The organism is Brevundimonas sp. Marseille-Q4549 (genome assembly GCF_976940555.1).
The window spans coordinates 2501939-2515191 of the sequence record NZ_CDRHXG010000001.1 but is presented as its reverse complement, the minus strand read 5'-3'; the positions used below and the strand labels follow the sequence as shown (position 1 = coordinate 2515191).

16 protein-coding genes, 2 tRNA genes and 1 riboswitch are annotated in these 13253 nt (G+C 67.0%); of the genes, 3 read left to right on the top strand and 15 right to left on the bottom strand.

Annotation, left to right across the window (positions count from 1 at the left end; translation table 11 throughout):
- Positions 1 to 31: 31 nt before the first annotated feature.
- Together ACWPV3_RS12535 and ACWPV3_RS12530 are read right to left on the bottom strand one after the other, a co-directional pair.
- A complete protein-coding gene (locus ACWPV3_RS12535; RefSeq protein ID WP_292088154.1) occupies positions 32 to 160 on the bottom strand; it encodes a hypothetical protein in 129 nt (42 codons plus the stop codon).
- 68 nt (positions 161 to 228) lie between these two features.
- The gene (locus ACWPV3_RS12530; RefSeq protein ID WP_453978066.1) at positions 229 to 1701 is read right to left on the bottom strand and encodes a phospholipase D-like domain-containing protein; all 1473 of its coding nucleotides are present in this window, start codon (positions 1699 to 1701) and stop codon (positions 229 to 231) included.
- A gap of 279 nt (positions 1702 to 1980) precedes the next feature.
- Here ACWPV3_RS12530 and ACWPV3_RS12525 point away from each other — a divergent pair, with 279 nt between their 5' ends.
- Positions 1981 to 3339 (top strand): dicarboxylate/amino acid:cation symporter, encoded by a 1359-nt coding sequence (locus ACWPV3_RS12525; RefSeq protein ID WP_453977479.1) that lies wholly within the window; start codon positions 1981 to 1983, stop codon positions 3337 to 3339.
- 31 nt (positions 3340 to 3370) lie between these two features.
- Here ACWPV3_RS12525 and ACWPV3_RS12520 read toward each other — a convergent pair.
- From ACWPV3_RS12520 to ACWPV3_RS12480, 9 genes are all read right to left on the bottom strand, one after another.
- Positions 3371 to 3446, bottom strand: a tRNA-Thr gene (locus tag ACWPV3_RS12520).
- A gap of 80 nt (positions 3447 to 3526) precedes the next feature.
- Positions 3527 to 4099 (bottom strand): manganese efflux pump MntP, encoded by a 573-nt coding sequence (locus ACWPV3_RS12515; protein ID WP_312733249.1) that lies wholly within the window; start codon positions 4097 to 4099, stop codon positions 3527 to 3529.
- A 3-nt stretch (positions 4100 to 4102) separates the two neighbouring features.
- Positions 4103 to 4268, bottom strand: a riboswitch (yybP-ykoY riboswitch).
- Between the two features lie 221 nt (positions 4269 to 4489).
- A tRNA-Ser gene (locus tag ACWPV3_RS12510) sits at positions 4490 to 4579 on the bottom strand.
- An 87-nt stretch (positions 4580 to 4666) separates the two neighbouring features.
- Entirely contained in the window at positions 4667 to 5611 is a 945-nt protein-coding gene (locus ACWPV3_RS12505; RefSeq protein ID WP_453978065.1) for an NUDIX hydrolase, read from the bottom strand.
- Between the two features lie 2 nt (positions 5612 to 5613).
- Positions 5614 to 6207, bottom strand: a complete 594-nt coding sequence (locus ACWPV3_RS12500; protein ID WP_292088682.1) for an HD family hydrolase — start codon at positions 6205 to 6207, stop codon at positions 5614 to 5616.
- 413 nt (positions 6208 to 6620) lie between these two features.
- Entirely contained in the window at positions 6621 to 7421 is an 801-nt protein-coding gene (locus ACWPV3_RS12495; RefSeq protein WP_453978064.1) for a methyltransferase type 11, read from the bottom strand.
- A gap of 79 nt (positions 7422 to 7500) precedes the next feature.
- Complete coding sequence (locus ACWPV3_RS12490; protein WP_292182552.1) at positions 7501 to 8361, bottom strand: AAA family ATPase; 861 nt, start codon at positions 8359 to 8361, stop codon at positions 7501 to 7503.
- A gap of 67 nt (positions 8362 to 8428) precedes the next feature.
- Entirely contained in the window at positions 8429 to 8620 is a 192-nt protein-coding gene (locus ACWPV3_RS12485) for a hypothetical protein (RefSeq protein ID WP_312733241.1), read from the bottom strand.
- Positions 8621 to 8641: 21 nt separating this feature from the next.
- Positions 8642 to 9082: a hypothetical protein gene (locus ACWPV3_RS12480; protein ID WP_292088669.1), complete on the bottom strand. Its 441-nt coding sequence runs from the start codon at positions 9080 to 9082 to the stop codon at positions 8642 to 8644.
- A 156-nt stretch (positions 9083 to 9238) separates the two neighbouring features.
- Here ACWPV3_RS12480 and flbT point away from each other — a divergent pair, with 156 nt between their 5' ends.
- Both flbT and flaF read left to right on the top strand, forming a co-directional pair.
- A complete protein-coding gene (gene flbT / locus ACWPV3_RS12475; protein WP_313454726.1) occupies positions 9239 to 9661 on the top strand; it encodes a flagellar biosynthesis repressor FlbT in 423 nt (140 codons plus the stop codon).
- Positions 9621 to 9986: a flagellar biosynthesis regulator FlaF gene (gene flaF / locus ACWPV3_RS12470; protein ID WP_292182541.1), complete on the top strand. Its 366-nt coding sequence runs from the start codon at positions 9621 to 9623 to the stop codon at positions 9984 to 9986. Before flbT ends, flaF begins: the two co-directional genes overlap by 41 nt.
- Here the strand turns inward: flaF and ACWPV3_RS12465 are convergent.
- The 4 genes from ACWPV3_RS12465 to ACWPV3_RS12450 all read right to left on the bottom strand — a co-directional run bounded on the left by ACWPV3_RS12465 (position 9983) and on the right by ACWPV3_RS12450 (position 13225).
- Positions 9983 to 10747: an exopolysaccharide biosynthesis protein gene (locus ACWPV3_RS12465; protein ID WP_453978063.1), complete on the bottom strand. Its 765-nt coding sequence runs from the start codon at positions 10745 to 10747 to the stop codon at positions 9983 to 9985. The genes flaF and ACWPV3_RS12465 overlap by 4 nt on opposite strands.
- 98 nt (positions 10748 to 10845) lie before the next feature.
- Entirely contained in the window at positions 10846 to 11031 is a 186-nt protein-coding gene (locus ACWPV3_RS12460; RefSeq protein ID WP_292088663.1) for a DUF3008 family protein, read from the bottom strand.
- 33 nt (positions 11032 to 11064) lie between these two features.
- Positions 11065 to 12228 (bottom strand): isovaleryl-CoA dehydrogenase, encoded by a 1164-nt coding sequence (locus tag ACWPV3_RS12455; RefSeq protein ID WP_453978062.1) that lies wholly within the window; start codon positions 12226 to 12228, stop codon positions 11065 to 11067.
- Positions 12229 to 12271: 43 nt separating this feature from the next.
- Positions 12272 to 13225: a lysozyme gene (locus ACWPV3_RS12450; protein ID WP_453978061.1), complete on the bottom strand. Its 954-nt coding sequence runs from the start codon at positions 13223 to 13225 to the stop codon at positions 12272 to 12274.
- Between the last annotated feature and the right edge of the window lie 28 nt (positions 13226 to 13253).

Genomic DNA, 13253 nt, shown 5'->3' with positions numbered 1-13253 from the left:
CTGGCGGGACAGCGCGCCCTCTGATCGAGGGTCAGTTGGGCGCTTCGGTCTTGGCGGCTGTGTGCGATGCCGATGTCGCAAGGGGCATCCGGATCAAGGTCTGCTGGGTCATTGTGCCGTTGGCGATAATCAGCGAACGGCCGTCGTCGGTGCGCAGCATGGTGAAGCCCGGAGAAATGTCCTCCGCCGCGCCGTTTCGATGATGATGAAAAGGCGTGTCTCCTGGATCTAGAGCGACGAGAGCGCGCGGCGGCGTTCGGCCAGCGCGCGGCGACGTCGCCACGGCCACCAGGCGTCGTATTGGCCGATCGGATCGCCCAGATGGTTGTCGGCGACGAAGCGTTCCAGCGGATTGAGTCGCTCGATCGGGATCGGCCTTAGCCGGCAATAGCCGGACAGACGCAGAGCCTCCAGCGCGCGCCCGACCCCGCCGAATTCCGCAACCGCCTGCTGGACCGACGGTTTCGGGCATCCCAGCCAATGGGTGAGCAGCGTGTCGCGCAGGCGGGTGATCTCTGCGCGGTTCGCCTCGGCGGCTGGACCAAACGCCTCGAAGGACATGTCGCATTCCGTGTCGTAGCCCATGGAGCGATTGTTGATGTTGCAAGATCCGATGCGCATCAGGGTGTCGTCGATGATCGTCAGCTTGGCGTGGACGATGATGGTGCGCCCCAGCGTCGTCACCGGGCTGTAGGCGACGAACCGGTTATGAAGATCGGCGTCCTTCAGCATCTTCAGGAAGACCAGACGCGTCCGGTCCATCGTCATCTGGTCGAAATAGCTGGGCGAATGCTGGGTGGTGATCAGCACCACCTCCGGACCGTCGGGCTCACGCAACCGCGCCGCCAACTCCTCGGCGATCAGAGGAGCGGTGAAATATTGGTTCTCCATATAGATGCAGGTCGTCGCCGCGCGGATGGCGGCGACGTGCAGGGCCTCGTTCTCGCGCAGTTCGTTCCGGCTGGCCCAAGGCGAGCGTGTGCGCGACAGGCCCACGGTGATGTCGTGAAAGGCGGGCGGAATGTCGCTGGGCCAGGCGGGTACCGGCACAGGCGGGGCGGGGTGCAGCGTCTCGCCCGTCGCGGCTTGCCAGCGGTCGCGGAAGACGGCGCCCAGGGCGCGCGCAGCGTCGCCGTCGACCAGACCCATCACCTCGTGACGGCTGTCGAAATCCTTGTTGTCGCGGCGAGTCTTCACGCGACGGGGATCGTCGTCCAGGTGCTGGGGCGTGTCCCAGCGGTCGGGCCCGATATCGCCGCCGCCGCAGAAGCCGATGGCGTCGTCGATCACGATCATCTTCTGATGATGGCAGGCGCCCAGCGGCAGATGGCCGTCCAGGACGAACTTCACCTTGGAGCCGTGAAAGGCCAGCCGATCCATGAAGGGAAAGAATCGCTGTGTGGCGGCGACCGGCATCACCGAATACCAGCACAGCACGCGCACCTCGAGGCCGGGCCGTTCGGCCAGCGCCTTCAGAAAATCGCCGATGCGGTCGCTGCGTGGACCGTCGCCGCCAGGCTGGGGATGAAAATGGGTGTCGGCCTCGAACGCCCAGTTCAGCAGGTGAACGGTGTGCCGGGCGGCTTTCATCGCCTCCATGGCGGCGTCGAAATAGGCCTCCATGTCGACCAAGAGGGCAGCGCGCGGCGCCCGCGCGATATAGCCGGTCGTCGCCGTATCCAGCACCGGGGCTTTAGTCATCGCGGTCTCCCAAAGGCGCCTCGCCAGACGGCCAAGCTTGTCAGCAAGAACGACGATCAGGCTTCGCCGTTCCGCGCGGACGGCCTCGGCGTCGGCGCCCGGCAATTGCGGGGGCGCAGGTCATGCGCCGCCGATCACGACCTGAGCTCCGTGGTTTTGCAAGTGCTGACAAGGTTCTGGTGGAAGCAGCGATCCTGATTGTATGGATTGCTCCATGGCTGTGCGACGCAGATTGCGCGGAGGAAGTGGCGAGCGTGGCTTGCTGTCTGGAGTATCGAAATGATCCCTGCCGCGTCCGCAGCGCCGGCGACGACCGTGCGTCGTCCCTTCTATCGGCATCTGTATTTCCAGGTGCTGATCGCCATCGCCCTGGGGGCCTTCATCGGTCATTTCTGGCCCACGTTCGGCGAGAGCCTGAAACCGCTGGGCGACGCCTTCATCAAGCTGGTGAAGATGGTCATCGCCCCGGTGATCTTCCTGACCATAGTGACGGGCATAGCGGGCATGCGCGACATCGGCCGGGTCGGGCGGGTGGCGGCCAAGGCCTTCGCCTATTTTCTGGTCTTCTCGACCCTGGCGCTGATCGTCGGCCTGATCATCGCCAATCTGGTCCGGCCCGGTCACGGGCTGAACATCGACCCGGCCAGCCTGGATACGGGCGCGGTCGCCCAGTACGCCCAGGCGGCGCATGAGAGCACCATCGTCGGCTTCCTGACCGGCATCATCCCGGACACGGTCGTCAGCGCCTTTTCGACCGGCAACATCCTGCAGGTGCTGTTCGTCTCGATCCTGTTCGGCATCGCCCTGGCCCTGGTCGGCGACCTGGGCAAGCCGGTTCTGACCTTCCTGGACTCCGCCAGCGCAGCCTTCTTCAAGCTGGTCGCCATCCTGATGAAGGCCGCCCCCATCGGCGCCTTCGGGGCCTTCGCCTTCACCATCGGCGCCTATGGCATCGCCTCGGTGGCCAATCTGTTCGCCCTGATCGCCACCTTCTATCTGACCGCGATCATCTTCGTGGTCGGGGTGCTGGGCCTGGTCGCCCTCGCCAACGGCTTCAACATCCTGAAGCTGATCCGCTATCTGAAGGAAGAACTGCTGCTGGTGCTGGGCACCTCCAGCTCCGAGGCGGCCCTGCCCAGCCTGATCTCCAAGATGGAGCGGGCGGGGGCGGCCAAGTCGGTCGTCGGCCTGGTCGTGCCGACCGGCTATTCGTTCAATCTGGACGGCACCAACATCTATATGACGATGGCGGCCCTGTTCATCGCCCAGGCGCTGAACATCGATCTGAGCCTGCAGGACCAGATCCTGCTGCTGCTGGTGGCCATGCTGTCGTCCAAGGGGGCGGCGGGCATCACGGGCGCGGGCTTCATCACCCTGGCGGCGACGCTGTCGGTGGTGCCCAGCGTGCCGGTGGCGGGCATGGCCCTGATCCTGGGCATCGACCGCTTCATGAGCGAGTGCCGCGCCCTGACCAACTTCATCGGCAACGCCGTGGCCACCATCGTGGTGGCCCGCTGGGAGGGCGAACTGGATCGCGACGCCCTGAAGGCCGCCCTGGACGGCGCGCCCGAACCCCTGGCCGCCGCACCCGATCCGGCCGCTGGACCCGGCGACGACCTCGTCATCGCAGACGACTGAACGGTTGCGGAGTTTGCAAGGGCAGGGGCGGTGGTGCCGGCTGCAGGGATCGAACCCGCGACATCCAGTTTACAAAACTGGCGCTCTACCAACTGAGCTAAGCCGGCCCGCGCATGCGGAAGGCGGTCCTTATGACCAGCGGCCGTCGACGATGCAAGATGTGGCGACGGATGGAGGGGGCTTCGCGTCAGGCGGCGAAGACGCCCAGGTGTTCCAGCAGGATGCCCACGCCCAGGCAGATCAGCGCGATCCCGCCCAGCAGTTCCGCAGTCTTGCCGAAGCGGGCGCCCACCGACTTGCCGATCAACATGCCGACGGTGGTCAGGACGAAGGTGGTGCAGCCGATGGAGGCGGCGATCACCCAGATATCGGCGCCGATGAAGGCCAGGCCCACGCCCACGGCGGCGGCGTCGATGCTGGTGCCGATCGCGGTGGCGATCAAGGCCCAAGGGCCGGAGCGGCGCGGGCCGGCGTCTTCGTCCGCGTCGCGGGGCTTGGAGGCTTCCCAGATCATCTTGCCGCCGACGACGGCGAGCAGGCCGAAGGCGATCCAATGGTCTATCTGCTCCACCAGTCCGGCTGCAACTATGCCGAGGCCCCAGCCGATCAAGGGTGTGATGGCCTCGATAACGCCAAATACGAGACCCGCCTTGATTGCGCCGACCAGACTGGGACGATGCGAGGCGCCCCGCCCCACGGCGGCCGCGAAGGCGTCGGTCGACATGCTGAGGGAAAGAACGGCGATGGCCCCTGGGGTCATGACGAAATCCACCGGTCGAGCACGCAACGCATTCCATGCCTGCCGGTGCGACAGTGGAACGCGCTGGTCTCGCTAGGCGGTCATCCGCTGGCCGGGCCACGCGCCTGAGCGCGAGTGTGTTGACCCGGCCCCGGCTGATACGCGCCGGAAGCTACTCCCCAACAGGAAGCGGCGACTTACACGGCGTCGCCGAGCTATGGCAAGGCCGATGCTGAAAAATGGGCGCGCGCTGTCACGGCGCCTGGACGGGATCGAATCTTTCAGCGGGCCGCGCTTCCTGCGGGGGCGGGCGATCTTTCCGGCGCGCGCGGCAGGCAAGGCGATTCAGTGAATGATGACGCCGAGCCGAAGGCAGGATCAAAGATCATCCTGATCCGGTTCAAAAACCGGTGGCGGAGAGGGTGGGATTCGAACCCACGGTACCCTTCCAGGCACGCCGCATTTCGAGTGCGGTACATTCGACCACTCTGCCACCTCTCCGCGGCGCCGATATCGCTTGGTCGAGCGAGCGGCTTCTCTAATGGGAGCCGTCACGGTTCGCAAGCGGTCTGTGAAAGAAATCCGACCCTAGCGTTGCGCGGGCAGGGACAGGCCGGGGGCGGCCCCGGTCTGAGGATCCACGCCCTTGAAACGAAACAGCTCTGCGGGGCGGCCGCCGGTGGCCGAGGAGGTCTGGCCGGTGGGTTCGACAAGGCCAGTGCGCTCCACCCCCCGGCGGAAGTTCTGCTTGTGCAGGGTCAGGCCCGAGACGGCCTCGGCGGCGGCCTGGAGGGTGGACAGGGTGAAGAGGCCGGGCATGAGGTCGAACAAGACGGGACGGTACTTCAGCTTGCTGCGCAGGCGGCCCAGGCCCGTGGCCAGGATGCGGCGGTGATCCGAGCCCATGACCAGGCCGGGCGCCAGGACGGCGGGCGGGGGCAGGCCGGCGTCGCGCCAGGCCTCGGCCACCAGGCGAGCCTCGTAGAGCAGTTCGTAGCGTTCCAGCACCCGCTCCTCGTTCCAGCGATGCTCGGGCGTCAGGGCGAACAGGGCGCGGATGCGGGCCAGGCGGCGGTCGTCGTCCCCGGCCCAGGCGGTCAGCCCGTCGGTCACGAGGGCGGTCAGGTGAGCGTTCTCGCGGCGGCGATCTTCCCATGGGAAGACGTCGAAGACGGCGCGCCAGCGGGCGTCGTGGGTCTGACCCTCGGCCGAATCAGGGGTCAGGGCCAGATAGCCGATGGAGACGTCGCGGGGGCGGTCGCCCTCGGGCGCGGCGCGCGGCACGGCGCGGCCGGCGTCGCCAAAGGTGTAGAGTTGTTCGACGAAGCCCAGACGAAAGCCGGTCTGGGCCGTGACGAAGTCGCGCAGGGCGCGTTCGAATGTGCGGTCGCGCACCGGGTCGAACGGGCCGAAGGGCAGAAGGGTGTCGCCGTTCTCGGCCTGGGTGGTGAGGACCACCGCCTGTCGGTCCTTCAGCGTCATGACGACGACCGACAGGCCGATAAGGACACCCTGACCGCCCGACTGCGCCATGGCTATTCGGTGTGCCAGGCGTCGTCGGACGGCAGCAGGCCCACCGCCTTGGCCAGGACCTGATAGCGTTCCAGATAACGGGCCTGGGCGATGGAGGCGGGCTGAGGCTCGATCGTCAGGCTGTAGCCCTCGGGCGGGGAGCCGAAGAAGCCGAGCGATTCCTTCTCGGTGAAGCCGGCCAACTGGGTGGCTTCGAAGAAGGCGCAGGCCTTGTCGGCCTTCTTGATCAGGGTCTTGATCGTTTGCGGCGTCTTGGGCGGCAGGCCGTAGCGGACGTGGATCGCCGCCTCCAGCCGGGCCTCGAAATCCTTGTAGCCCGAGCCGAGCGCGGCCTTGAACGGGGAGATCATGTCGCCGATGACATATTCCGAGGCGTCGTGCAGCAGGGCCGCCAGGCGCCATTTGGGATCCAGGCCCGGCTTGATGTGGGCGGCGATCTCCTCGACCACCACGCTGTGCTGGGCGACCGAAAAGGCGTGTTCGCCGATGGTCTGGCCGTTCCAGCGCGCCACGCGGGCCAGGCCGTGGGCGATGTCCTCGATCTCGATGTCGAAGGGAGAGGGATCGAGCAGGTCCAGGCGGCGGCCGGACAGCATGCGCTGCCAGGCGCGGACTTCGGTCTTCTTCTTGGGGCGCTCGGCCAAGGCGTTCGCATCCTGATCGCTTACGGGCTGGTCAGGTGACGCAAAGACGCGCCGGGATCAAGCGGCGCGGGTCGGAGGAGAAACGGAAAAACGGAGTCCGAATGGTCCGACTAGTCCGAAATCTCTCTGGATCGTCATCCCAGGGGCAAGCCCGATGATGGCCAGCGGGACGGAAAGACGGAAAACAGAGTCCGAACAGTCCGATCCGTCCGAAATCGGAAGGCGCCGGCCTGGGGCGGACCGGGGTGGCGTGGCGATGGCAAAGACCAGGCGGCCATTGTACGCCAGTTTCGTGAAGCGGGCGCAGAAAGGCGAAAATTCGAGCCAAGTCCTTGGAAAGTCCAGGGACGACCCGCGCCCTGGCGTCAGTCGCCGACGTTCAGGGAGACCAGATCCTTGGCCGAGTCGAAGACGCGGTCGCCATTCCGGTCCTTGGAGCGGATGGTGGCGACGACCAGGGGGCCGCCTTCCGGACCGCGCGCTTCGAAACCGACGCGACGCCAGCCGGCGGGGGAGGGCTGATCGTCGGCGACGACATAGGTCATGCGGGTGGCCGCACCCGGCGCGCGGGCGCGCACACGGGTCGAGGGGCCGCTGCTGTCCACGCTGACGGTGCTGGTTTCGGTGCGCACGCCCTGGCCGTCCTTGGCCTGGATGTTGATGCCGCCGATGCGGACATTGGCGTTGTCGCCGCGCGTGTCGATGCTGAGGCCCGGCAGGCGGACGGAGGCGTCGTCGCCCTTGGTGCGGATGTCCACGCCCGGGGCCTGAACCGTAGCCTCGTCGCCGCCGTTCGTTGCGGCGGGCAGCGGGGCAGGGGGCTGATCGGCCTTCAGGCGTGCGTCGGCCTGGGGCAGGCTGGCGGCCATCTGGGCCTCGAAATCCTTAAGCACGGCGTCGGGGCTGCGGCCGTCCAGCTTGACCAGGTGCAGGATCACCTCGGCGCCCTTCGGCCCGCCATAGACGCAGCTGGCGCCGCCGTTGGCGGCCAGGCCCTTGCGGGTCAGAACGCCGACGGCGTCGGGGCATTGCAGGGCGTCGATGACCCGCAGCACCCCCTTGCCCGCCCCGTCGTCCGAGGTGGAGGCGGTGATACGGAACGAGTTTTCGCCGTCGCAGGCGCCAAGACCCGCGATCAGCAGCAGCGGCAGCAGAAACGGACGCATGATCTGACCTCTCATTGTCGCCATGATGCGCCCTGGCCGGAGAGATTCCAGTGAAATCGCGGTAAGGGACTGCCGCAATTCAACCGCCGGGCCGCGCTCCCTCGCGCCGGTTCAGGAAGGCCAGACGTTCGAACAGATGCACGTCCTGCTCGTTCTTGAGCAGGGCGCCGTGCAGCGGCGGGATCAGCTTGTTCGGCGTCTTTTCACGCAGGGTCTCGGCGTCGATGTCCTCGACCAGCAGCAGTTTCAGCCAGTCCAGCAGTTCGGAGGTGGAGGGCTTCTTCTTCAGGCCCGGCGTGTCGCGGATCTCATAGAAGGTCTTCAGCGCCTCGGACACGAGGCGCGGCTTGATGCCGGGGAAGTGGACCTCGACGATGGCCGACAGGGTGTCGGCGTCCGGGAAGCGGATGTAGTGGAAGAAGCAGCGCCGCAGGAAGGCGTCCGGCAGCTCCTTTTCATTGTTGGAAGTGATGATGACGATGGGCCGCACCTCGGCGCGGATCGTCTCGTCCGTCTCCTGGACGTAGAACTCCATCCGATCCAGTTCCTGAAGCAGGTCGTTCGGAAACTCGATATCGGCCTTGTCGATCTCGTCGATCAGAAGGACAGGGCGCACGGGGGCGGTGAAGGCCTCCCACAGCTTGCCCTTCTTCAGGTAGTTGCGGACGTCGTGGACGCGTTCCTCGCCCAGCTGGCTGTCGCGCAGGCGGCTGACGGCGTCGTATTCATAGAGGCCGTTATGGGCCTTGGTGGTCGATTTGACGTGCCAGGTGATCAGGGGGGCGTCGAAGGCCTTGGCGATCTCATAGGCGAGGACGGTCTTGCCGGTGCCGGGTTCGCCCTTGATCAGCAGGGGCCGTTCAAGGGCGACCGCGGCGTTGACCGCCACCTTCAGGTCGGCGGTGGCGATATAGTTGTCGGTGCCCTCGAACCGGCTCATGGCGTACCCGCTCCCGCGTGACTGTGTCGATCAGCGCGTAGCGGATTGAAACGGTCCTGAACAGCGATCAGGTGATGCGCTTGACCGAGACGGGGTCGCTGGCGGGGAAGGTTTCCTCGAGGCCTTCGTCCACGAGCGCCTGTTGTCGGTCTTCAGCCTCTTCCAGCTTGTGAAGCTGATCCGGCTTGCCCTCTTCGGGCGGGCAGCGGACGGCGTGGGGATCGTCGGGCGTCTGGTCGCGGCGGCGGTCGTCGGTCATGGCGTTCGCTCCTTCAAGAGTTCAGTGAGAGGGGTGGTCAGCGTCGTCGTCGGGGCCATAGCCCAGGTCGGCGATATCGTCGTCCGACAGGCGCTTGGCCTCCCAGTGGGCGGCGCTGGCCTGGGCGCCGCGGACGTTGCGCATCAGGCCGGTGTAGACCAGTTCGACCTCGTCGGGCGCTTCCTGGGGCGCGCCGTCGACGTCCGACTGGCTGACGCGAGCGGCGTCGGCGCCCAGGAGGGCGTCGGCCTCGCGCTCTATGCCGTCCAGGGCCATCTGGTCGTCTAGGTCGATGTCGTCCTCATCGAAGTCGTCCTCGTCGGCGTCGCCGTCCGCCTGGGTCACGTCCAGGACCTGATCCGCCTCGTCCAGCAGCAGGTCGCCGTCGCCATCGTCGTCGATGTGGGTTTCGTCGAAGGTTTCGGACTGGGCCTGGTCGTCCTGATAGTCGTTGTCCGGCATGGGGCGTCTCCTCCTGGGAGAAGGAACGCCGCCTATCCGGGGGTGTTCCGTCGGCCGGTCGGGACAAGGTATGATTAACCCCTGACGCGTAGGTTGGTCTCTAATCGGCGACGGATCGGCAACGACCCGCGCGCCCCCCTTGGAGTGCGGTCGTCCATGGCCCTGAAGCTGTCCCTCAAACCCGGCGAGAAGTTCGTCCTGAACGGGGCGGTGGTCCAGAACGGCGATCGGCGCGGCGTGCTGATCCTGCAGAACCGCGCCAGCGTCCTGCGCGAAAAGGACATCATGCAGGCCGAGGACGTCACCACGCCCGCTCGACGCATCTATTTCCCGATCATGATGATGTATCTGGACGAGAGCGCCGCCTCGAAATTCTACGACGAACTGGCCCTGCGCCTGTCCGAGTTCATGGGCGCGACGAAAAATCCGGAAATCCTGGCCGAGTGCGTGGCGGCGTCGCGCCATGTGCTGGCGCGCGAATATTACAAGGCGCTGATGTCTGCGCGTAAGATTGTCGAATACGAAGAGAGAGTTCTGAATGTCGCTTCAGGCGTACAAGGCGGCGACGGCGCGGGCTGAAACCCCGCGCGACCTGGAGTACCGACTGTTCGGTCAGGTCACGCGCGCGCTGGTTCAGGCCTCCGAAGTCCCCGAAACCGACCTGACCACGCGCATCGACGCGCTGGACTGGAACCGTCGGCTGTGGTCGACGCTGGCCGGCGCGTGCGCCGACCCGGCCAACGCCCTGGGCGGGCCGATGCGCGCGCAGATCATCTCGCTGAGCCTGTTCGTCAATCGCCATTCCTCGGCGGTGATGCGCGGCGAGGAGAGCTTTCAGGATCTGATCGACATCAACCGGATGATCATGCAGGGGCTGTCGAGCGGCGCGCAGCAGGCGGCCTAGCCGAACAGCCGGGCGAACCAGGCCGCGACGTGGTGGGCGACATCGACCACCGTCGCCCAGATCAGAAACAGATACAGCGCGCAGGCGGCGGTCGCGACCACGCCCAGCAGGATGGCCACGCCGTCCCGCTGCATCATGCCCAGCGAAAACAGCAGGAGCGCAATCCCCGGCAGGGCGTCGCCGAAGGGGATGGGCAGGGCCATGGTCAGGGCCAGAAAGACGCAGACCAGGCCGGTGAAGGTGTCGGCCACGTCGCCGGTCAAATAGGGCAGGCGCGGACGGCTGAGCCGTTCGATGGCGCGCACCAGGCTGAGGACGCTGGTTCCCCTCCGACGGCGCCGCACGGCGCGCCGAACCGCATTGGTGAAGCCATAGGTGCGGCCGGCTATCCGGAACTTCGTGCCCTGCACCCACTGCCGCAGCCAGTTGGGGGCGGCGATGGGCGACAGGATCAGAGCCGTGTAGGCGTCGCGCGACACGGCGGTGTTCAGCATCCAACGGGGCAGCCAGACGCTGGTGCGCTGAAACGCCAGTTCCAGCGCCATCAGTATGATGGGAACGGCGAAGACCGCCTTGCCGCCCGGCGGCCAGGGCAGCAGCGCCAGGAGCGACAGGATCAGGATCATGGCCCCGAAGCCGCGCTCTCCGAAGGCGGCGACCAGTTCTTCCAGGCTCAGCTTCTCGCCGGGGGCGTCGCCCAGGTCTTCCAGGACGTCGGAAAACCGCCTCAGGTCGTCGTTCGGGGAGGAAAGGGCGGTCATCAGGCGGGGCGCTCGGCAGGACGTGGGGTCCATCTAGTCGGTCGCCGCCCGCGCCGCCACTTACAGATCGGCAACAGATTCAGATAATTCGCGGCGTCTCAGTCCGACACATGCTCGGGCTTGCCCTTGCGGCTGGTGTGGGCGAATTCCTCGAGCTGTTTCTCCGTCATGGACTCGGCCATCGATCTGGCGGCGCCCTTGAGCCTGGACTTGGGGGTGTCGCCGCGCTTGGCCGACAGGGCGGCGCCGGCGGCCTTCTGCTGGGCTGCGGATTTGGCGGGCATCGGAGATCTCCTTTCCTGTGGGAAAGGAAGCCGTCAGCTTCCCAGCAGTTCCCGCCCGATCAGGAAGCGGCGGATTTCGTTGGTGCCGGCGCCGATGTCGTAGAGTTTGGCGTCGCGGACCAGGCGTTCGACGGGCCATTCCCTGGTGTAGCCGGCGCCGCCCAGGGCCTGGACGGCCTCCAGCGTGACCTTCACCGCGTTCTCGGAGGCCAGCAGGATGGCGCCGGCCGCGTCGTAACGGGTGGTCAGGCCGGCGTCGCAGGCGCGGGCGACCGAATAGACATAGGCCCGGGCCGAGTTCAGGGCGACGTACATGTCCGCCACCTTGCCTTGCATCAGCTGGAAGGAGCCGATGGCCTTGCCGAACTGCTTGCGGTCGCGGACGTAGGGCAGGACCACGTCCAGGGCCGCCTGCATGATGCCCAGCGGACCGGCCGACAGGACCGCGCGTTCATAGTCCAGGCCGCTCATCAGTACGGCGGCGCCGCGCCCTTCGCCGCCCATGATGTTCTCCTCGGGGACTTCGCAGTCCTCGAACACCAGTTCGGCGGTGTCGGAGCCGCGCATGCCCATCTTGTCCAGCTTCTTCGAAACGCTGAAGCCCTTCATGCCTTTTTCGATCAGGAAGGCGGTGACGCCGCCGGTGCCGTCGCCGGTGCGGGCGTAGACCACCAGGGTCTCGGCGTGGGGAGCGTTGGTGATCCAGAACTTGGTTCCGTTCAGGACGTAGCGGTCGCCCTTCTTCTCGGCGCGGGTGCGCATGGACATCACGTCCGAACCCGAACCGGCCTCCGACATGGCCAGGGAGCCGACATGTTCGCCCGAGATCAGCCTGGGAAGATATTTCGCCTTCTGCTCGGGCGTGCCCCAGCGGCGGATCTGATTGACGCACAGGTTGGAGTGGGCGCCGTAGCTGAGGCCGATGGAGGCGGAGGCTCTGGAGACCTCTTCCATCGCCACGACGTGTTCCAGATAGCCGAGGCCCAGGCCGCCGAACTCTTCCTCCACCGTGATTCCATGCAGGCCCAGCTCGCCCATCTCGGGCCAAAGATCGCGGGCGAAGGTATTGGTCGCGTCGATCCCGGCGGCGCGAGGGGCCAGGCGCTCGGCGGCCCAGCGGGCGGTCGTGTCGCGAATGGCGTCGGCGGTCTCGCCGAGGCCGAATTCCATGGATTGGGGCGCGAAGGGAATGCTCATGCACGATGGCGTAGCATCGCGCACGGCGTTTCGCAAAGCGTGGCTAGGGGCGGTCGGCCCGTCCCCAGCGTTGATACAGATTGTAGCCCGAGACGCCGATGCAGGCGATCGCCAGGACGATCAGCACCCAGGCGATCATGGCCGCGTCGCCGCCGCGTGCGGTGGAGGCCCGCACGAACGCGGCCATGGCCGTTCCGAAGGCCAGCATCCCCAGGGCGCCCAACGCCAGGATGACGATCAGGTCGACCCCGGCGCCCTTCTTCTTGCGACGCCTCGGCAGGACCGGGCGGGGTTCGTCGGTCGGTTGGGCGTCCGTCGTGGGGGCGATACCGTTGGCCGCCAAGGTCTGAACCGGCTCGGCGGTCGCCTCTGTGGCGGGGGTCGGAGCGACGGCGGCGGGGGCGTCGTCGGAGGCTTCGGGGAAGGGGGCGACGTCCTGACCCAGCAGGGCGGCGACGACGGTTTCGTCGGCCGCCGGTTCGGGCGCGGCTTCGACGAAGGGCGAGGGCAGGGGGGCGGCCAGAAGATCGGCCAGGGCGACGGGCGCGCCGGGCGCGGCGTTGAACAGGGCGTATTCGGCCGAGCGGCGACGGGTCGGCTTGCGGGCCGCGCCTTCGTCGTCCCAGTCGGCCATGGCGGCGACGGCCCGGGCCGGGGCGCCGGCGTTCAGATGCTCAACCACGTCGGAGGTGCGGAACCGCGCGACCCCGATGGAGTAGGCGAAGCTGGCCAGGGCGTCGAACTGATGCTGATTCAGCGAGACGCGCGTGGCCTCGGCCACGGCCTTCACGACCGGGATCAGGTCGTATTGCAGCAGAAGCTCTGCCTCGGCTTCCGAAACGGTCGCGCCCTCGCGCGCGGACAGGGTGTGGCCGTAGCCGATGACCCAGCCGCCGTCTTCGCGCTGAACGGCCCGCGGGCGAAAACCCTCGAAGCTCTTGATCAGCACGACCCCCTCGCGGGAGACCTTCGCAGGCTTATGCACGTCGTCGGACACGTTTGACCCAATTCGAAACAGGCGAGGC

What these genes read in the sequence shown, in the direction of transcription:
- ACWPV3_RS12495 (WP_453978064.1), bottom strand. Translation starts at nt 7,421, where the DNA reads ATGCGTCCGTTTCTGCTGCCGCTGCTGCTGATCGCGGGTCTTGGCGCC.
- ACWPV3_RS12460 (WP_292088663.1), bottom strand. Translation starts at nt 11,031, where the DNA reads ATGCCCGCCAAATCCGCAGCCCAGCAGAAGGCCGCCGGCGCCGCCCTG.
- ACWPV3_RS12500 (WP_292088682.1), bottom strand. Translation starts at nt 6,207, where the DNA reads ATGCTGTCCGGCCGCCGCCTGGACCTGCTCGATCCCTCTCCCTTCGAC.
- ACWPV3_RS12455 (WP_453978062.1), bottom strand. Translation starts at nt 12,228, where the DNA reads ATGAGCATTCCCTTCGCGCCCCAATCCATGGAATTCGGCCTCGGCGAG.
- ACWPV3_RS12530 (WP_453978066.1), bottom strand. Translation starts at nt 1,701, where the DNA reads ATGACTAAAGCCCCGGTGCTGGATACGGCGACGACCGGCTATATCGCG.
- ACWPV3_RS12505 (WP_453978065.1), bottom strand. Translation starts at nt 5,611, where the DNA reads ATGGCGCAGTCGGGCGGTCAGGGTGTCCTTATCGGCCTGTCGGTCGTC.
- ACWPV3_RS12515 (WP_312733249.1), bottom strand. Translation starts at nt 4,099, where the DNA reads ATGACCCCAGGGGCCATCGCCGTTCTTTCCCTCAGCATGTCGACCGAC.
- flbT (WP_313454726.1), top strand. Translation starts at nt 9,239, where the DNA reads ATGGCCCTGAAGCTGTCCCTCAAACCCGGCGAGAAGTTCGTCCTGAAC.
- ACWPV3_RS12480 (WP_292088669.1), bottom strand. Translation starts at nt 9,082, where the DNA reads ATGCCGGACAACGACTATCAGGACGACCAGGCCCAGTCCGAAACCTTC.
- ACWPV3_RS12490 (WP_292182552.1), bottom strand. Translation starts at nt 8,361, where the DNA reads ATGAGCCGGTTCGAGGGCACCGACAACTATATCGCCACCGCCGACCTG.
- ACWPV3_RS12485 (WP_312733241.1), bottom strand. Translation starts at nt 8,620, where the DNA reads ATGACCGACGACCGCCGCCGCGACCAGACGCCCGACGATCCCCACGCC.
- ACWPV3_RS12465 (WP_453978063.1), bottom strand. Translation starts at nt 10,747, where the DNA reads ATGACCGCCCTTTCCTCCCCGAACGACGACCTGAGGCGGTTTTCCGAC.
- flaF (WP_292182541.1), top strand. Translation starts at nt 9,621, where the DNA reads ATGTCGCTTCAGGCGTACAAGGCGGCGACGGCGCGGGCTGAAACCCCG.
- ACWPV3_RS12535 (WP_292088154.1), bottom strand. Translation starts at nt 160, where the DNA reads ATGCTGCGCACCGACGACGGCCGTTCGCTGATTATCGCCAACGGCACA.
- ACWPV3_RS12525 (WP_453977479.1), top strand. Translation starts at nt 1,981, where the DNA reads ATGATCCCTGCCGCGTCCGCAGCGCCGGCGACGACCGTGCGTCGTCCC.